General features: G+C 60.0%; 12 protein-coding genes and 1 pseudogene. 5 read left to right on the top strand and 8 right to left on the bottom strand.

Translation table 11 applies throughout. The features are described 5' to 3' along the window. Positions 1–64 precede the first annotated feature (64 nt). The 5 genes from AC1DUP_RS27160 to AC1DUP_RS27140 form a co-directional block, all read right to left on the bottom strand. Positions 65–1951: an MFS transporter gene (locus AC1DUP_RS27160; RefSeq protein ID WP_477835781.1), complete on the bottom strand. Its 1887-nt coding sequence runs from the start codon at positions 1949–1951 to the stop codon at positions 65–67. A 206-nt stretch (positions 1952–2157) separates the two neighbouring features. Further along, on the bottom strand, positions 2158–3450 hold the full coding sequence (locus AC1DUP_RS27155; RefSeq protein WP_477835779.1) for an ABC transporter permease: 1293 nt from the start codon (positions 3448–3450) through the stop codon (positions 2158–2160). Next, on the bottom strand, positions 3447–4136 hold the full coding sequence (locus AC1DUP_RS27150) for an ABC transporter ATP-binding protein (protein WP_477835777.1): 690 nt from the start codon (positions 4134–4136) through the stop codon (positions 3447–3449). The genes AC1DUP_RS27155 and AC1DUP_RS27150 overlap by 4 nt, the downstream gene beginning before the upstream one ends. Before the next feature lie 6 nt (positions 4137–4142). Beyond that, positions 4143–4604, bottom strand: coding sequence for a hypothetical protein (locus tag AC1DUP_RS27145; protein WP_113300896.1), 462 nt, complete (start codon positions 4602–4604; stop codon positions 4143–4145). Between the two features lie 100 nt (positions 4605–4704). Further along, complete coding sequence (locus tag AC1DUP_RS27140; protein ID WP_477835775.1) at positions 4705–6459, bottom strand: alkaline phosphatase; 1755 nt, start codon at positions 6457–6459, stop codon at positions 4705–4707. Between the two features lie 69 nt (positions 6460–6528). On the opposite strand from AC1DUP_RS27140, the pseudogene AC1DUP_RS27135 reads away from it, so the two are divergent. The 3 genes and pseudogenes from AC1DUP_RS27135 (at position 6529) to AC1DUP_RS27125 (ending at position 8894) form a co-directional block, all read left to right on the top strand. Next, positions 6529–6758, top strand: a pseudogene (locus tag AC1DUP_RS27135) (hypothetical protein). Between the two features lie 111 nt (positions 6759–6869). After that, positions 6870–7904: an aspartate-semialdehyde dehydrogenase gene (locus tag AC1DUP_RS27130; RefSeq protein WP_113300811.1), complete on the top strand. Its 1035-nt coding sequence runs from the start codon at positions 6870–6872 to the stop codon at positions 7902–7904. A 168-nt stretch (positions 7905–8072) separates the two neighbouring features. Continuing rightward, positions 8073–8894 (top strand): lytic murein transglycosylase, encoded by an 822-nt coding sequence (locus AC1DUP_RS27125; protein ID WP_477835773.1) that lies wholly within the window; start codon positions 8073–8075, stop codon positions 8892–8894. Between the two features lie 53 nt (positions 8895–8947). On the opposite strand, the gene AC1DUP_RS27120 is transcribed toward AC1DUP_RS27125, so the two are convergent. The 3 genes from AC1DUP_RS27120 to pdxY all read right to left on the bottom strand — a co-directional run bounded on the left by AC1DUP_RS27120 (position 8948) and on the right by pdxY (position 12242). Further along, a complete protein-coding gene (locus AC1DUP_RS27120; protein WP_477835864.1) occupies positions 8948–10573 on the bottom strand; it encodes a GGDEF domain-containing protein in 1626 nt (541 codons plus the stop codon). A gap of 91 nt (positions 10574–10664) precedes the next feature. After that, the gene (locus AC1DUP_RS27115; protein ID WP_113300813.1) at positions 10665–11306 is read right to left on the bottom strand and encodes a carbonic anhydrase; all 642 of its coding nucleotides are present in this window, start codon (positions 11304–11306) and stop codon (positions 10665–10667) included. Positions 11307–11366: 60 nt separating this feature from the next. Continuing rightward, positions 11367–12242, bottom strand: coding sequence for a pyridoxal kinase PdxY (pdxY, locus tag AC1DUP_RS27110; protein WP_113300814.1), 876 nt, complete (start codon positions 12240–12242; stop codon positions 11367–11369). A gap of 277 nt (positions 12243–12519) precedes the next feature. On the opposite strand from pdxY, the gene AC1DUP_RS27105 reads away from it, so the two are divergent. Further along, positions 12520–17298 carry an NAD-glutamate dehydrogenase gene (locus AC1DUP_RS27105; protein ID WP_477835770.1) on the top strand — a complete coding sequence of 1593 codons (4779 nt, stop codon included), beginning with the start codon at positions 12520–12522 and terminating at the stop codon, positions 17296–17298. Then, entirely contained in the window at positions 17295–18713 is a 1419-nt protein-coding gene (locus AC1DUP_RS27100) for an MFS transporter (RefSeq protein ID WP_477835768.1), read from the top strand. The genes AC1DUP_RS27105 and AC1DUP_RS27100 overlap by 4 nt, the downstream gene beginning before the upstream one ends. The last annotated feature ends 10 nt before the right edge of the window (positions 18714–18723 follow it).

Below are 18723 nucleotides of genomic sequence, written 5' to 3'. Positions count from 1 at the left end.
AGCGCATGAAAAACCCGACGCCTTTCGAGCGCCGGGTCTTTGATTTCAGGATATTCGCCGCGCCTTAGTCCAGCGCATGAATATCCCGATTCTTGGTTTCCGGCAGGAACAGCACGCCGATGACCAGCGTGATCGATGCGAAGACGATCGGATACCAGAGGCCGTAATAGATGTTGCCGGCGGCAGCGCTCATCGCAAAGGCCGTAGCAGGCAGCAAGCCGCCGAACCAGCCGTTGCCGATATGATAGGGCAGCGACATGCCGGTATAGCGAATGCGGGTCGGAAAGAGCTCGACCAGCAGCGCTGCGATCGGGCCGTAAACCATCGTCACGTAGAACACGAGCACGAACAGGATGGCGATCGTGCCAGCCCAATTGACACGAGCAGGATCGGCAACCATCGCGAACGAACCGCCGCCAGGGATCGTGTAGACGGCCATGTCGGTGACGCTTTTCGCTTCATCCGCCGTCAGCAGCTTGCCGGCAACGAGTTTGTCGGCCGGCAGCGTTTCCTTCTGGCCGGCGCGTATCGCATCGGCATTAAGGGTGAGTTCCGGATTGGCGGCGATGAAAGCATCGAGCTTGGCATCGGCAACCTTGGCAGCACCGCGCTTCAGCGGATAGCCGGCGTCATGAAGGGCAAGATTGACGCCCTTTTCGAAGGCAGCATTGGTCTTGGCGGCATCGGCACCGGCTGCGACGGCGTCGTAACCGGTGATCGTGTCGTCACCGACCTTTACGGTTGCCGGCTGGCCGGCAGGACCCGGCACCACGTCATAAGGCACCGAGTTCTTGGTCAGGAACGCCGTTGCGATATCGCAGGAGTTGGTGAACTTGGAGGTACCGGTCGGGTTGAACTGGAACTTGCAATCCGCCGGGTCCGCCGTCACGGTTGCCCGGATCGTCGCCTGCGCCTCATAGAGAGCTGGATTCGCCGTATAAGTCATCGCCTTGAACAGCGGGAAGTAGGTGACCGCTGCGATGAGCAGCCCCGCCATGATGATCGGCTTGCGACCGATCCTGTCCGACAGTCCGCCAAAGATGACGAAGAATGGCGTGGCGAGGAAGAGAGCAATCGCGACCATGATGTTGGCCGACTGCAGATCGACCTTCAGCACGTTCTGCAGGAAGAACAGGGCGTAGAACTGACCACCGTACCAGATGACCGCCTGGCCCATGGTAGCGCCGAAAAGCGCGATCAGCGCGATCTTGGCATTCTTCCACTGGCCGAATGCTTCAGTCAGCGGTGCCTTCGATCCCTTGCCTTCCGCCTTCATGCGCTGGAAGGCGGGCGACTCGTTCATCTTCAACCGGATCCAGACGGAGATACCAAGCAGGACTACCGAGACGAGGAACGGAATGCGCCAGCCCCAGGCAGCAAAGGCGGTCGTGCCCATGATTGACTGGACCGTGACGATGACGATTAGCGACAGGAACAGGCCGAGCGTTGCCGTCGTCTGGATCCAGGACGTGAAATAGCCGCGGCGGCCGTTGGGGGCATGTTCGGCAACGTAAGTGGCCGCACCGCCATATTCGCCGCCGAGCGCCAGGCCCTGCAGCAGGCGCAGACCGATCAGAATGATCGGAGCGGCAATGCCGATGGAGGCAGCACCCGGCAGGATGCCGACCAGGAAGGTCGAGAAGCCCATGATGAGAATGGTCACCAGGAAGGTGTATTTGCGGCCGACGAGATCGCCGAGACGGCCGAAAACCAGCGCGCCGAATGGCCGTACCAGGAAGCCGGCAGCGAAAGCGAGCAGCGTGAAGATATTACGCGTCGCTTCCGGATATTGGGTGAAATAGGTCGCGCCGATATAGGTGGCAAGCGAACCGTAAAGATAGAAGTCGTACCATTCGAAAACCGTGCCGAGCGACGAGGCGAAGATGACCTTCTTCTCCTCGCCCGTCATCGGACCGGCTTTCGCACCATCGACGCTTGCGACATTTGCCATTGTCTGTCCTCCACAGAGTGATGAGCACGGTCGCGGCCTGCTCTCCTCAAAGCATACCCCTGGCCACGACACGCCTGACGAGAGTTTGACAGAAAAGAAGTGCCAGAAAGAGGGATGCTTTGGGATTATGACTTTAGTCTAATTTTTGTGCATGGATTGCCGCATGGCTCTTGCCGTGGCTGAGCACGCACGGCACGCCGCAATCGTCACCCCCGCAAAGCCTGGGCCGGGGACTGTCGGTAAGCGAGCACCGCCGGCAAGGCGGCGAGGACAGCAGCGAAGGCGAGAAGGATCATCGCGAGCGTCCCGTCTTGGCGCGCAAAGCCGACGGGCAGGTTGACGCCGCTGCTCTGCGAGAAAAAGCCGGAAAGAATGAGCGCCGCGCCATAGCCAAGTGTAAAGCCGAGCCCAATTCCAACAGCGACGAGGACAAAGAATTCCACCCAGACAATGCCGAAGATCGAGCCGCGGGGAGCGCCGAAGGCGCGTAGCGCGCCAATCTGCCGCCGGCGCTGGCCGATATGGATGACGGTCACGAGGATCAGCGAGGCGGCAACAAGCACCTGCGCACCGGAGGCGACGGCAACGAGAATCTGCTTGGCATCGCCGAGCGTCGCATAAAGATTGGTCAACACCTCGCCGGGAAAGACGGCAATCGTCGTGCCGTTGCGATAGTCCTGCCGCAGCTTGTAGGCATCGGCAATCGTCTTCGGCTTGACGAGGATGGCCGGAAGACCGGGCGTTTCCGCGGTCCAGCTCTCGTTCAGGCCGGCATAGGGATCAGGCTCCGCATGATGGTCGGCATCTTCATGGGCGACTTCTGCAGCGCCGGCTTCACCAGCCTCCCCATGATGACCCGCCTCCGCAGCGTGGTCATGGTCATGCTCTTCGCCCGCTTCCAGTCCATGGATATGCCAGACGGCCTGGATTGGAACGAGGATAGCGCGGTCCCAGGCCGTGCCTGTCGGCTGCAGGCGCCCGGTCACGTGATAGGCGAGCTCCGTATGGGTATGGCCGCCGGTTTCGATCGTGCCGTGCATCGGCTTGATCTCGCCGCCGATGGCAAGGTCCACGCTCGATCCGATGACAGCCTCGCCCTCGCTGGCGAAAACCTGGCCTTCGGAAAAGCCGCCGGAAATCGTTTCCGTTAACGCCCTCGTCGTGCCGACGATCGGATAACCCGAAAAGGAATCGCCGAAGCCGACGGGGGCAGCCCATTCGACACGGGGATCGGCGGCAAGCCTAGCCAGAACGTCGCCGGACATCAGCGGCAACGCGGACGGTTGCAGGAAGACGGATGAGAGCACGAGCTGGGTTTCGCTGCCACCTGCGCCGATAACGAGATCGAACTTGTCGGCCGCCCGCGCACTGCCGAGGCGCAGGGCTCGTTCCTGCAGGATAACGGAAACGCCGAGCGCCGTCGCAAGCGCCACCAGCAGCACGACAACAAGGGAACCAGCCCACAAGCGGCGCAGATCGGCGAAGATGAAGCGGATCACGCAGCCACTCCCTTGATGTCGGAATCGTCAATGATACGGCCGGAGCGGAACGTCAGGCGGCGATCGAGACGACTGGCAAGGCGGGGATCATGCGACACGACGATCAGAGTACTGCCTTCGGCCACCGCAAGATCGAGCAGCAGATCGCCGACGGAATCGCCGCTTTCCGCATCGAGGCTGGCGGTTGGCTCGTCGGCAACGATGACCCCGGGCTTGCGCAGGAGCGCCCGGGCAATCGCCACGCGCTGCATTTCGCCGCGCGACATGGTCTCGATTTTCTGCCCTGCGCGCTCAAGGCCGACGATGCCAAGGAGATCGTGCGCGCGCTCGATCGCCGCTGACGTCGCGGCACGCGCAAGACGCGCAGGCAATAACACGTTTTCGACAGCCGACAGGCCGGGGAAAAGGTGAAACTCCTGCATGACCAATCCGATATTGGCAGCCCTGAAGCGGTCGCGGCGACTTTCGGAGAGCGCGGCAATGTTCTCGCCGTTCCAGCGGATGCGGCCTTCGCGGACCCGCTCCAGTCCGGTGACGACATTGACGAAGGTACTTTTGCCGGAGCCCGAGGCGCCGGTAACCGCCACACGGCTACCCGCAGCAATCGACAGATTATCAATGGCGAGCGCGGGCGCCGAAAGGCCGGGAAACACCATGGCCAGATGTTCGATCTCAAGAGCCAGCATCGATGCTCAGACGCTGGAATATTCGGCCTGGCGAATACGCAGCAGGCTGACAAAGCCGGTCTCAGGATCCTGCCAGGACCCATATTCCAGTGTACCACGCACCTCGATCGTCTGGCTCGGCTGCACGAAAGTCTGCTTTTCGCCTAGATAAACGACGACGATATTGTCCGGCCAGTCCGCATCCGACGAGCAGAACGGGCAGAGCGACATCGGCACTTCGGTCAGCACGAAGAATTGCGCCTCGGCCTTCAGTGGCGGGGCCATGAAGCCCTTCATGCTGATGTCTTTACCGGCAAGCGTTTTCACCTTGTCAGAGAATTCGAGCCCGAGCACACCGAACTTACCGTAGAGCTCGTCGAAAGTGAGCGAAGGATCGGCAGCGCGAGCAAGGGAGGCGGTGAAGGGGAGCGTGACGGCAGCACCGATCAGCTGGCGTCTGCTGAGTTGCAGCGAAGAGAATTTTTCCACGGCGATCTCCAGGAACCAAATCCCGGCCGCCAAGCGGCCGGGATCATGATCGATGAAAGAGGCAAGGCCGGCAAGCGGCCATGCCGGATCGGCTTGGGAATCAATTCGTCTGCTTGGCGCCGAGAGCGAAGGTGTCTGCCAACACACGGTAGACATCGCTCTGTTCCATGTAGCCATGGAAGCCTTCAGCACCCGGGCCGGCCGACTGCAAAACGACGTCGTCAACTGCGTGAACGCCGCTGTCGCCGCTCTTCGGGATATTGCCCTGAACGAAGACGGCGCCGGGAACATCCTTGTACTGTTCGTTGGCGACGTATTCCTTCTTTTCGTTCTGGATAGCCGGAACGAACGGGCCTTCGAGCTTCGGACGGAAGGTCTCGTAGTGGTCAGGTCCGTTGTTGGCGCTCAGGAACAGGCGATGGCTGACGTCGATCTTATCGGGATAACCGTCGCCATTTTCGTCCTTGTAGTTCGGGAAGCCGGCTTCGGCATAGGTCCCAACCTTTTCGCGCATTTCCGTGCCTGGCTTTTCATCATCGACAGTGCCGATGATGGAAACGCCGTGCGTATGGTCACCTGTGACGACGATCAGCGTGTCCGGGTGGGCCTTCTGGAATTCGCGGGCAACACCGATGGCTTTGTCGAATTCGATGGTTTCGATGACGGCGCGATCCCAATCGAGCGGATGGGACATCTTGTCGATCGAGGAACCTTCAACCATCAGGAAGAAGCCTTCCGGATTCTTGGACAAGCGGTCGAGCGCGACCTTGGTCATGTCGACGAGCCCCGGCTGGTTCGGAAATTTTTCGACGGTGCCCTTCTTAAGGAATTCGCGATCGAGCGTGACATCCATGTTGCCGGTGTGGAAAAGACCGAGCAGATTGCCTTCAGCCGATGCATTGGCTGCGAGCTCGTTCTTGTCGGTCGCAAGCTTGTAGCCGGCATCCTGGAACAGCTTGATGTAATCCTGATTGTCCTTGCGCTTGGAGCCGGCAACCTCTTTGCCGAGGAAATAGGCCGAGCCGCCGCCAAGGAGGACTTCCGGTTTGACGTCGAGCAGCATGCCGACGACATCCGCCTTGTCATTACGGTTGCGGGTATGGGCAACGACGGCAGCCGGCGTCGCGTCTTCGACCTCGGCCGTTACAACGATGCCGATCGACTTCTTGGTCAGGCGGCGGACGGCTTCTGCGAAGGTTTCAACGCGCGGATCATCGAGCGAGGAGGGCGTGCGATCTGCGTAAACGCCGATAGCGTTGACGGCCGTCTTATGGCCCGTCATGTAAGCCGACATGGTGTTGGCCGAGTCCGTATCGACTGCATTCGTCGCCGACGTTCCGATGAACGCCATGCGATCGAGATCGTCCATGTTCAGGCGGCCATTCGCTTTACCTTCCGTCATGCCTTTGGACATGATGCGGGCAGCGGTGCGGTGCGCAACGGAAAGACCGTCACCAAGCAGGAAGATGATGTTTTTTGCCTTCGGCTGGGCAGCGGTGTCGTAGACGTTCCAGGTAACGGACTTCGTCTCGTCGCCGGCGACGATTTCGACCTTATAGGCGCCCGGAGCGGAAATCTTCAGGTCGCGCAGCAGGAGCGCGGAACCAAGAGCCTTGTCTTCCTTGCCCTTTTCCAGCTCGACGAACTGTGCCTCGCCGCCGAGGACAGTCTTGTAATCCTGGCCGTTGACCGTAATTTTCACGTCTTCCGGCTTGACCTGCTTGCTGAGCTCGACCTTGAAGTCGAACGGTGAACCGGCGAGAATCGTAGCACGATCAAGCGGATAGATCGAAGTTGCCTGAGCAGCGCCGGCAAGAATCGTGGTAGCCGCGAAAGCGGCGAGAAGCATACGCATGGAAAAACCCCCGTTTTTCGTTGCAGTCATTACAACGGCGCCGGGATACCCTCCGGCAATGACAGAGGCATGACAAAACGCCGCAGGATTACGATGCCCTCCCCTGCTCCAGCCGCACGCGCAAAAACCTTGACTCCTGTGGAAAACCTTTTATGAGCAACAGCGGAAAAGGAATATCCATGGTTCGCCACGAGCACGCCATCGCTGAGCGCAATGACCTGGCAGAAAATGCCGGGCTGGATTTTGCCGTTCCGGTTTCTTCCAAAACCAAGGCCAAAACGACGACGAAAACCGTCTGACGTCTCTGGCCTGCCGCTCTCTCCCCGGCCCGGCTGGGGACAGGAAGCTGCGATGATGTCGCGCTTTCCCCTCACCGGACAAGAGGAGAGAAGAGAAAGAGAGCTTGAGAAATGGGTTTCAAAGTTGCAGTTGCGGGAGCGACCGGAAATGTCGGGCGGGAAATGCTCAACATTCTCTCCGAGCGCGGTTTCCCTGCCGATGAAGTCGTAGCACTCGCCTCCGCCCGCTCCCAGGGTACGGAGGTTTCCTACGGCGACCGGACGCTGAAGGTCTCCAACCTGGAGAACTACGATTTCTCCGACACCGATATCTGCCTAATGTCGGCTGGTGGCGAAGTTTCCAAGCGCGTTTCTCCGAAGATCGGCCAGCAGGGCTGCGTCGTCATCGACAATTCCTCGGCCTGGCGCTACGACGCCGACGTGCCGCTGATCGTCCCGGAGGTAAATCCGGACGCGATCACGCTCTTCTCCAAGCGCAACATCATCGCCAACCCGAATTGCTCGACCGCCCAGCTCGTCGTCGCGCTGAAGCCGCTGCACGACTTCGCCAAGATCAAGCGTGTGGTTGTTTCTACCTATCAGTCGGTTTCTGGCGCCGGCAAGGATGGCATGGACGAACTCTTCAACCAGACGCGCGCCGTCTTCGTTGCCGATCCTATCGAGAACAAGAAGTTCACCAAGCGCATCGCCTTCAACGTCATCCCTCACATCGACACCTTCATGGAAGACGGCTACACGAAGGAAGAGTGGAAGGTTCTGGCTGAAACGAAGAAGATGCTGGACCCGAAGATCAAGGTGACCTGCACCGCCGTGCGCGTTCCTGTTTTCATCGGCCACTCGGAATCGGTCAACATCGAATTCGAAAACGAGATCACGGCCGATCAGGCCCGCGATATCCTGCGCGATGCGCCGGGTTGCCTTGTCATCGACAAGCACGAGGATGGCGGCTACATCACGCCGTACGAATCCGCTGGCGAGGACGCGACCTTCATTTCGCGCATCCGCGAAGATGCGACCGTCGAAAACGGCCTCAACATCTGGGTAGTCTCCGACAACCTGCGCAAGGGTGCGGCTCTCAACGCCATCCAGATCGCCGAACTGCTCGTCAATCGTGGCCTCATTAAGCCGCGCAAGCAGGCGGCCTGATACCATTTGTAAACCATAATATGCTAAAGCCCTGCTCGACGGGTGGGGCTTTTTCGGGCATATGCGGCCGTATAAGCGTTCGCTAAAAGGTGATCGTGACAAAATCGCGAGTGGCTGACATTCTTTTGCTCGGCTTCAAGCTATGCAGATCGAGAGCGGGGTTTCTCAATGCGCATGATAAAGTTGTTTCTGGTGGCCGCCGTGGCAATGGGCGTCCTCCATGCGGTACCGGCGTTTGCGCAGGGCGCGCAATGCGGCAATACCAGTGCCGGTTTCGATGCCTGGGTCGCCGACTTCAAGCAGACGGCAGCGGCCAATGGCATCAGCCAGTCGGTCCTGAGCCGTGCCTTCGCCAATGTCAGCTATAACAAGCCGACGATCGCCGCCGACCGGGGCCAGAAGAGCTTCAAGCTGTCCTTCGACGCTTTCATGAAGAAGCGTGGCGGTGCCGCGGTCATCTCCCGCGGCCGTTCGATGAAAGCCGCCAACCAGGCTCTCTTCGCTTCGATCGAGCGCCGCTTCGGTGTTCCGGCCGGTCCGCTGATCGCCATCTGGGGCATGGAAACCGGCTTCGGCAGCTATATGGGCAACCAGCATACGATGTCCGCCGTCTCCACCCTCGCCTATGACTGCCGCCGCTCGGAATATTTCACTGACCAGCTCTATGCTGCTCTGCAGCTCGTTTCGGAAGGCTATCTCAGCCCGCAAGCTCGAGGTGCTGCCCACGGCGAAATCGGCCAGACGCAATTCCTGCCGCGCAACGTCGTAAGCTTCGGCGCCGACGGTGACGGTGACGGCCGCGTCGATATGGTCGGCTCCCGCGCTGATGCGCTTGCCTCGACCGCCAATTTCCTCAGGGGCCATGGCTGGCGTGCCGGCGCCGGTTATCAGCCGGGCGAGCCGAATTTCGTCGCCATCCAGGGCTGGAATGCCGCGACGGTCTATCAGCAGGCAATCGCCTATATCGGCCAGCAGATCGACGGCAACTGAAGAGACGTCCAATAGGAAAATGATACGAGCGCCGCATGTGAATGCGGCGTTTTTCATATGCGGAAATCGTGGGTTCCGCCGGCAGCCTTGCGCCGCTCTTCCTGCAGTGCCGCGGCAGGAACAATAGGCCCTGCAACAACGCAATTGCGTCCCGAGGCCTTGGCCGCATAGAGCGCCAGGTCGGCGCGCTTCACCAGATCATCGAAATTGCGATTGCTCGCGGCATTTGCGCGCCCCGCGCAGCCGAAGCTTGCCGTAACCCGCAGAAGCTCGCCACTCGGCAGCGCGATGTCAGCAGCCTCGATGGCCAGTCGGACACGTTCCGCAACGATGACCGCATCTTCGGGTGTCGAATCCGGCAACAACGCCATGAACTCCTCGCCGCCGTGACGCACCAGGAGATCGAAAGAACGGAAGCTCTCCCGTGCAATGCCAGCTACGTGCTTCAGCACGATATCGCCGGCGTCATGGCCATGTATGTCGTTGATCTTCTTGAAGTGATCGAGATCGAACAAGACGACGGAAATCCAGCGTGATCCATACTCGGCCTGCATCAGAAGCCCTGAAGCCGCAGCCTCGAAGCCACGGCGATTGTAGAGGCCCGTCAGAAGATCGGTTTGGGCGGCATTGCGCAACTCGTTCACGAGCAGTTCACGCTCTTCGGTGACACGGGCGACCAGACGGATGCCCCGAACCGCGAGCACCGCAATAAGGGCAACGAGCAGCACCAGTCCGGATGACAGCGCGAGCACGATCGTCATGTGAATGTGCGAGCGCATCGACAACTGCTGCCCCGTCACATGAATATCATCGGTGACGGAGGCGATTTTCTGTCGCAGGAAATCCAGCCGTTCGTTCTGGATACCAATCCATTTGTCTCGGATCGCTTTGTTCGGCCGTAGCGCACCGGAAACCATGGCCTTTGTGAAAGTATCGGCCCAGACCTCGTCGGGTTGAGCCCTATAAGCAAGAATCTCCCGTACGACAGGCGAGGAAGAATGAAAACGCAAGCGATCCATGCCGTTGCCGAGCATCATTTCGCCTTGAACGAGTTGCTCGTGCGACATGGCGGAAAAGTCGGTTCGGTCGAAATAACGCTGGCCTAGGTTGCCGATCAGCCGCTCGCCGTAATAGGTCAGCAGGATACTCATCAATTCGCTGGATTTGCGCATCAACACCGGATCATGGATCCTCGACGAAAGCGACTCGACGAGACCAAGTTGCTTCAATCCGGCCTGACCATAGATATGAACGGGGTTGCCACCTTTGCCGTAATAACCTCGATCGACGGCCGAACGCGTCGCAACGATACGGCTATAAGCAAGGCGGAGATCGGAAAGCTGTGACTGCAGACCGAGATCGAGCGTTTCAACGGGCGGGAGGCTGGCGTTGAAACGCGCGCGTTCGCTGTCGAGCGAGCTGCGTCTTTCCATCATGGCCGCCCTGGTCATCTCATTGGGATTGTTGACGTAGATTCGCGTCGCCACGAGCTCTGCCAGGATCTCGTTGGCGGCAATCGATCCTCCACGGGCAAGAACATCGGCAAAGAGATGGTCAGTTTCGAGCGCGCGGTACTGCATGAGCGAGGAGCGGATCAGCACCACCCCCTCGGCAATCATGAAGACGAACGGCAGCAGGATAGCGACCAGCACTGCCCTGCTTGTATTCTTGAATTTCACCACTTCGAAATTCATGACCAATCCGCGCGTGTATACACCCCGCCAGCGAGCTTATTGGAATATCTTAAAAAACTGATAAAGCGGTCTATCCCTAGATTTCGGGACGGACAAAATCGAGTGTCTCAGAATCCATCACCCAGAGCTCACCTGTCGAGATATCGAACCAGGCACCGTGAAGCGCCAGCTTGCCCTCTTCCTCGAGAACCTTGATTTCGGGGAAAGTCCTGAGATTGTTGATCGAGTTACGGATCGAAACCCGCTCCAGCGCAGTCTGCCGTTCGCCCTGCGTCATCACGTCATTGCTGCCGATCTGTTCGGCGGCGGGACGAACGAGCGACATCCAACGGCCGATGAAATCGCCCTGCGACAAAGGCTCGGCGTCCGGATCGAGTGCGGCGCGGATGCCACCACAGCGGCCGTGGCCCATGACGACGATATTCTGGACCTTCAGAGCCTGAACCGCAAATTCGAGCGCCGCCGACGTCGAATGGAAGTGACCATCCGGCTCATAGGGTGGCACCAGGTTGGCGACATTGCGGATCACGAAGAGTTCACCTGGTCCAGCATCAAAGATCAGTTCGGGAGCCGCGCGAGAGTCTGAACAGGCAATCATGAGCGTTGTCGGGTTCTGCCCATTTTCCGCAAGCTGCCGATACCGATCGCGGGCATCGGCATAGCGCCCGTTCATGAAGTTGCGATAACCGTCCAGAAGGGAGTTGGGAAAGCTCATCATACCCTTGGATTACAGCGCGACGAACCCAAGATCAACTGCTGCACTGCAAAAGCGTGAAGCCTATTTCTTCCGTCGCTGGGCCGGGTGGACAAGGTGACGCATCTGCACCATCGCCATGGGTGTCGAAAGGCTGGAGGCATCGCTTGCCAGCATCAATTCGTTGCTGCCGCGCTTGACGGCGCGTGCCAGCACTTCGAACACACTTGCCGTCGCAAGCTGCAGCGCCTTTTCATCCTCCATGCCCGATAGCAGGCGGGACAGGAAAAGGGCAGCGAGCAGGTCGCCGAGCCCGTTCGGCGGGTTCTCGACGACACGATGTTCGGCAAGCAAGGCATGCTTTCCGGAGAGATAGAGATTGCCGGTACCGCCCGCCATCATCGGCACCGCGGATGTAACCAGCATGCGTGAGGGACCGAGCGCAAGTGCGGCTTCCATGACCGCGCTGTTGTCATCGAGCGCGGCGCCCGAAAGCCAGGCAAGTTCGTAGCGGTTCGGCGTTGCGAGCGAGGCGATCGGTATCAGGTGGTCACGGATCGCCTCGGCTGTCGCTTCCGGCACGTAGAGGCCGCCGAGATCACCCATGACTGGATCGCAGACATAGAGCAGTTCCGGGTTATTTTCGCGCAGGGATGCAACGAGTTTCGCGACGGAGCGGGCCTGGGCAGCGTTGCCAAAATAACCCGACAAGACAGCCTTGACCTCGCCGATCCACGGCGCACGGATGAGATCGTCGATCGCCGCATCGAAATCGGCCTCTGCGAAGGTGAGGCGTGTCGAACGGCCGTGACCGGGATGCCAAGGCAACACGATCGTCGGCAGCGCCCAGACCTGGTGGCCGAGCGTTTCCAGCGCGAAGACCGCGGCGCGGTTTCCAACCGACCCCCGCACGACATGGCTGGAGATGACGATGACTGCGCCTGATGCGTTTTCCGACATGACATCCGATTCCGAATTTCGACCGCCGTTGATGATCTTTTTGACGAGGCGCTGTCAACCATTCTTCATGCGAGCGTGGAAATGTGCAGCGGGTCGGAAAAGCCAGACAAGGACGCTTTGCAGTCCATCGGCACAAAACGACCCGAAAACTTTCGAAATCTCTCATCAGCACCGTCAAAAAAGAACGAAAACTACTTTTCGAAGCCCTCTTTTAAGGATTCTTTCGAAGAGCCTTCTGCTAACTTGCCCACATCAAAACAAATCGGGGGGATGATCCATGGCCGCCAGAAACAATCCGAAACGGGAAAAACAGATCGAGAGCGCGCGCAAGATCGCCGCCGCGACCGGCGAGCCCCATCTCGATCCCGAATTCCTCTTTGGCCGCGCAAGCGGCGACGACCTCGACCTCTACACACCGGAAATGCTTGCGCTTTCCGCCGTGCACTCGGCAGCCGAGCTCGCCGCCTGGAACGGCAAAACGCCGCGTGTCAGTATCGACACAGTCGCCGACGTCACCCCCGATGGCGTCGCAATCTCCATCCTTTCGGTGACCGATCACAACAAGCCCTTCCTCTACGAATCCGTCATGGGCGAGGTGACCAGCACCTACCGCGACATCTACATGGCAGTTCATCCGATCCTGATCCTGGAAGAAGGCAAGGCCCCGGAACTCTATTCCGCCGATGTGCCGAGCGATCCGGCAAAGCGGGTGAGCCATATCCAGCTTCACATTTCGCCGCTCAGCCCCTCCCAGGCCGCCGACCTGATCAAGCGGATCAAGGCAGTGCTCGAGCAGGTAGAGCTTGCCGTTTCCGACTGGAAGCCGATGCTTGCCCGCGTCGATGAGGTGATTTCAGAGCTTTCGAATTACAGTGCCAGCCGCAAGAAAGCCGACCGCGACGAGGCGATCGCCTTCCTGACCTGGCTGCACGACGAGAACTTCACCTTCCTGGGCATGCGCGACTACGTCTATTCCGGCAAGGGTCCCGATTCCAAGGTCGAACGCGACAAGGGAACAGGCCTCGGCATACTCTCCAACCCCGAGGTTCTTGTTCTGCGCACCGGCAAGGACGCCGTGACGACGACACCCGAAATTCTCGCCTTCCTCGATGGTCCCGATTTCCTGATCGTCACTAAAGCCAACGTGAAATCCACGGTCCATCGCCGCGCCTACATGGATTATGTCGGCGTCAAGCGCTTCGACGCACAGGGCAACGTAACGGGGGAACTCCGCATCGTCGGCCTGTTCACCTCGACTGCTTACACTTCCTCTGCCAGCGAAATTCCGTTGCTGCGGTCCAAGATCGAAAAGGTGAAGGAGCATTTCGGCTTCGACCCGATGAGCCACTCGGGCCGCATGCTCGACAACACCCTGGAATCCTATCCGCGTGACGATCTCTTTCAGATCGATACGCCGCTGCTCGCGACCTTTGCAGAGCAGATCAATGACCTCGCCGATCGCCCGCGCGTGCGGGTGCTGCCGCGCATCGACCATTTCGACCGTTTCGTCTCGGTCATCATCTTCGTACCGCGCGAGGAATATGACTCGATCGTGCGTGAACGCATCGGTGCCTATCTGAAAACCGTCTATGATGGCCGTGTTTCCGCCTATTATCCGGCCTTCCCGGAAGGCGGTGTGGCGCGCGTGCATTTCATCATCGGCCGCTCGGGCGGTAAGACGCCGCGCATCCATCAGGCCAAGCTCGAGGAGACGATCCGCCAGATCACCGCGCGCTGGGACAGCCGCTTCGAGATGCTCGCCGGCCCCAAGGCGCCGAAGCTCGGCGTCAGCAACGCCTTCCAGGAAGCCTTCACGCCGGATGAAGCGGTCGGCGATCTGCCCGACATCGCCGCATGCGCCGCCGGCGAGCCGATCCGCATCGAATTCTACTATCGCCAGGACGATGAACGCGGCCGTATCCTGTCGCTGAAGATCTTCCATAGCGGCGAGCAGCTGCCGCTATCGCGCCGCGTGCCTCTACTCGAAAACCTCGGCTTCAACGTCCTGAGCGAACGGACCTTCGATATCGAAATTCCGGCCACCGACAGCGCCATCAACATCGTCGTGCTGCACGACATGGAACTCGAGGCTCGCAGCGGTGCGGACATTGACCTCGCACGTTTTGGCGCACCGCTCGAAGAGGCCTTCGTCGCAGCCTTCAGCGACACGATCGACAATGACAGCTTCAACAGGCTGATCCTGTCGGCCGGTCTCTCGGCCCGCGAGGTTAGTGTGCTGCGCGCCTATGCGCGCTATCTGCGCCAGGCCGGCATCGCCTATTCGCAGGATTATATCGCAACCACCCTCGACAAATATCCTGTTATCGCCGCTTCGATCTTCCGCCTGTTCCACGACACGCTCGATACGAAGCTGTCGGAAAAGGCGCGTATCAAGAAGCTCGCCGAACTGCATCGGGCAATCGAAGCCGAGCTTGCCGACGTGCCGAGCCTGGATGACGATCGTATCCTGCGCCGCTATGTCAATATCGTCGATGCAACGCTGCGCACCAATTATTTCCAGCGCAGTGCCGATGGAACACCGAAGGCGATGCTCGCCTTCAAGCTTGACCCGCACCTGGTGGATGGCCTGCCGGAACCGAAGCCCTTCCGCGAAATCTTCGTCTACGGCGTGGAAGTAGAAGGGGTGCACCTGCGCTTCGGCCGCGTCGCCCGTGGCGGCCTGCGCTGGTCGGACCGCGCCGAGGACTACCGCACCGAAGTTCTGGGTCTCGTGAAGGCGCAGCAGGTCAAGAACGCCGTGATCGTGCCCGTCGGCGCAAAAGGTGGTTTCTATCCCAAGAAACTCCCGGTCGGTGGCAGCCGCGATGAGATCTTCAATGCAGGCAGGGAAGCCTACAAGACCTATATCCGTACGCTGCTTTCCATCACTGACAACATTTCCGGCGCCGATATCCTCCCGCCTGACAATACCGTGCGTCTGGATGGCGATGACCCCTATTTCGTCGTCGCTGCCGACAAGGGTACGGCAACCTTTTCCGACACCGCCAATGCCCTTGCTCAGGAAGCGGGCTTCTGGCTGGACGACGCCTTCGCTTCGGGTGGTTCGGCCGGTTACGACCACAAGAAAATGGGCATCACCGCCCGTGGCGCCTGGGAAACGGTGAAACGCCACTTCCGCGAAATGGACATCGATATCCAGACGACACCCTTTACGGTTGCCGGCGTCGGCGACATGTCGGGTGACGTTTTCGGCAACGGCATGCTGCTCTCGCCGAAGATCAGGCTGATCGCCGCTTTCGATCATCGCGACATCGTCATCGACCCCGACCCGGATATGGAAAAGACGCTTCGTGAGCGCCAGCGCCTGTTCGACCTTCCGCGCTCGAGCTGGCAGGACTTCGACAAGTCCGTGCTCTCGAAAGGCGCCATGATCATCTCGCGCTCGGCAAAGTCGGTTACGCTGACGCCGGAGGCTGTAGCGGCAATCGGCATCGACAAGGCGGTCGCCACGCCCTTCGAGATCATGACGGCGATCCTGAAGAGCCCGGTCGACCTGCTCTGGTTTGGCGGCATCGGCACTTACGTAAAGGCCGCGTCGGAAACCGATGCGGAAGTGGGTGACCGCGCCAACGATCCGATCCGCATTACGGCCGACGAAGTGCGCGCCAAGGTCATCGGCGAGGGCGCCAATCTGGGCGTCACGCAGAAGGGCCGCATTGCCTACGGCCTGAAGGGCGGACGCAGCAATTCCGATGCTATCGACAACTCCGCCGGCGTCAACACGTCGGACGTCGAGGTCAATATCAAGATCGCGCTGGCAAACGCCATGCATGAACAGCGTCTCAGCCGGGCAAAGCGCGACCAGCTTCTCGGCAGCATGACCGATGAAGTGGCCGGCCTCGTGCTGCGCAACAACTACCTGCAGTCCCTGGCGATCTCGCTGACATCCCGCAAGGGAACGGCAAACGGCCTGGAACTCGGTCGTTTCATGAGCGTGCTGGAAGCGGCCGGACAACTGAACCGCAAGGTCGAGACGCTTCCTGACGACGCCTCGTTGTCCGAACGTTACACGGCCGGACGGCCGCTGACGCGCCCAGAGATCGGCGTGCTGCTCTCCTATGCCAAGATCGTGCTCTTCGACGCGCTGATCGCCAGTGAATTGCCTGATGACCCTTATTTCGTCAGCACGCTCTTCAACTACTTCCCGGCCAAGATGCAGAAGTCGAACGCATCCGACATCGACACTCACCGGCTGAAGCGGGAAATCGTCGCGACTGTCCTCGCAAATGAGGCGATCAACCGCGGCGGGCCGGGCTTTGCCGTGAGCATGATTGATGCCACAGCGGCCTCTGCCTCTGAGGTCGTCCGCGCTGCTATCGTCGCCCGTGACGGCTTTGATCTCAACCGGCTATGGGCCGAAACCGATGCCTTGGACAACAAGGTTTCCGGCGAGGTCCAGAACCGGACTTACGAGGAAATCACTAATAGCTTCACCGTGCTGACGCGTCTGCTGCTGAAGACCGGCATGACCCGAGACGGTATGGCTGAAATCATTAGCCGGCTGCAGGCTGCCCTGAAAAAGCTCAAACCGGCCTTTGCGGAGCAAGCGGCAGCCGAAGTCTCAGCGCGCCAGCAGGAGTACCAACAGGCAGGCCTGCCGGAAAAACTGGCTGCAGAAATTGCAGCCCTGCCGACCCTCGCGCTCGTGCCGGAAATAATGCAGATCGCTGAACGGACCGGCGAGGCGCTACCGCGTGCAGCCGAAAACTACTTTGCCGTCACCCGGACCTTCCGCGTCGGCCGGCTGCTTGCTGCGGGCAACCGCATCATTACGTCGGACCACTATGAAAACCTCGCGCTTGCCCGCAGCATCGACCAGATCGCCAGCGCCCGTCGCGATATCGTGATCTCTGCGCTTTCCGATCACGGCAAGGAAAAGCAGCCAGTGCAGGCCTGGCATGCGCAGGACAGGGTGCGCATCAACCGCATCGTCGAGGAGCTTGCGAGCCTCAGTGATGGCGCCGATCCGAATCTTGCACGCATCACTGTTGCCGCAGGCATCCTGACCGATCTTGCGCGCGACCGGGCGAGATGAGACAGTCCGCCCCAAAAAGGAGCGGACGCTTGAATCGCATTGACTGGACAGGAACGCAGCCGCCGAAAGCCACGGAGAAGGGCATATGGGGCTGGATGCTCTTCGATTGGGCTGCCCAGCCTTTCTTCACCGTGGTGACTACCTTCATTTTCGGTCCCTACTTCGTCTCGCGGCTGACGACCGATCCGGTCGCCGCCCAGACGATGTGGAGCAATATGGCGACGATCTCCTCTGTTATCATCGCCATCCTGTCTCCGGTATTGGGCTCCATTGCCGACCAGTCCGGCGCACGCAAACCCTGGATCGCCTTCTTCGCCGTCATCAAGATCGTGAGCCTCTGCTGCCTCTGGTTTGCGGCGCCCGGTTCGCCGGTCATCTATCCCGTCATCTTCATGATCCTCGCCTCGATTTCGGCGGAGTTTTCGATCGTCTTCAACGATTCCATGATGCCGCGCCTTGTCAGCAAGGATGAGGTGGGCAGGCTTTCCAACACCGCCTGGGGTCTCGGCTATCTCGGCGGCATGATTGTGCTGATCGCTGTCGTGGCACTGCTGGCCGGCAGCCTCGAAGGCGGCAAGACCATTCTGGGCCTCGATCCTCTCTTCGGTCTCGATCCTCACACTGGCGAAGACGCACGCATCACCGGGCCGATCTCAGCCGTCTGGTATCTGATCTTCATCCTGCCGATGTTTTTCTTCACGCCGGATGCCCGCAAAGGCCTGCCTTTCGGCTTCGCCGTGCGCTTCGGCGTCAAGGAATTGCGCAATACGATCGGTGAGCTGAAGACACGCCGCAGTATCCGGACTTTCCTCATCGCCCGGATGATCTATCAGGATGGCGTCAACGGCCTGCTGATCCTCGGCGGCGCCTTCGCGGCGGGCATGTTCGGCTGGGCGACGATCGAGATCGGCATCTACGGCATCGTCCTCAACATCGTCGCGATCCTCGGCTGCCTGATTGCGGGTCGCATCGACAAGAGCATCGGCTCGAAGACGACCGTCATCATCAGCCTCACTATGCTGTTGCTGGCCACGATCGGCATCATCTCCACCGGCCCCGGCTACACCTTCTTCGGATTGATGCCGCTTTCAGCTGCCGATAGTGGCGGGCTATTCGGCACGGCTGCGGAAAAGGCCTACATCCTCTACGGCCTGCTGATCGGCCTTGCCTTTGGACCGGTGCAGGCCTCGTCGCGCTCCTATCTGGCCCGCAGCGTCAGCATCGAGGAAGCCGGCCGCTATTTCGGCATCTATGCTCTCTCCGGCCGCGCCACAAGCTTCATGGCGACGCTGCTGTTTTCGATCGTGACCTATTTGACCGGATCAGCGCATCTCGGCATGTCGACGCTGATCCTGTTCCTGGCCGGCGGCCTGGTGCTGCTGGTCCGCACACCTTATCCGGCGGACCGCGCCTAGGGGATTTCCC

Source organism: Rhizobium sp. 01L419, from assembly GCF_056400025.1.
The sequence above is the reverse complement of the archived record's forward strand: the minus strand, read 5'-3'. Positions and strand labels throughout refer to the sequence as shown.

Excerpts from the sequence above, each read along its gene's own strand:
- AC1DUP_RS27160 (WP_477835781.1), bottom strand. The coding sequence starts at position 1,951 with ATGGCAAATGTCGCAAGCGTCGATGGTGCGAAAGCCGGTCCGATGACG.
- AC1DUP_RS27150 (WP_477835777.1), bottom strand. The coding sequence starts at position 4,136 with ATGCTGGCTCTTGAGATCGAACATCTGGCCATGGTGTTTCCCGGCCTT.
- AC1DUP_RS27140 (WP_477835775.1), bottom strand. The coding sequence starts at position 6,459 with ATGCGTATGCTTCTCGCCGCTTTCGCGGCTACCACGATTCTTGCCGGC.
- AC1DUP_RS27130 (WP_113300811.1), top strand. The coding sequence starts at position 6,870 with ATGGGTTTCAAAGTTGCAGTTGCGGGAGCGACCGGAAATGTCGGGCGG.
- AC1DUP_RS27125 (WP_477835773.1), top strand. The coding sequence starts at position 8,073 with ATGCGCATGATAAAGTTGTTTCTGGTGGCCGCCGTGGCAATGGGCGTC.
- AC1DUP_RS27115 (WP_113300813.1), bottom strand. The coding sequence starts at position 11,306 with ATGATGAGCTTTCCCAACTCCCTTCTGGACGGTTATCGCAACTTCATG.
- pdxY (WP_113300814.1), bottom strand. The coding sequence starts at position 12,242 with ATGTCGGAAAACGCATCAGGCGCAGTCATCGTCATCTCCAGCCATGTC.
- AC1DUP_RS27105 (WP_477835770.1), top strand. The coding sequence starts at position 12,520 with ATGGCCGCCAGAAACAATCCGAAACGGGAAAAACAGATCGAGAGCGCG.
- AC1DUP_RS27100 (WP_477835768.1), top strand. The coding sequence starts at position 17,295 with ATGAGACAGTCCGCCCCAAAAAGGAGCGGACGCTTGAATCGCATTGAC.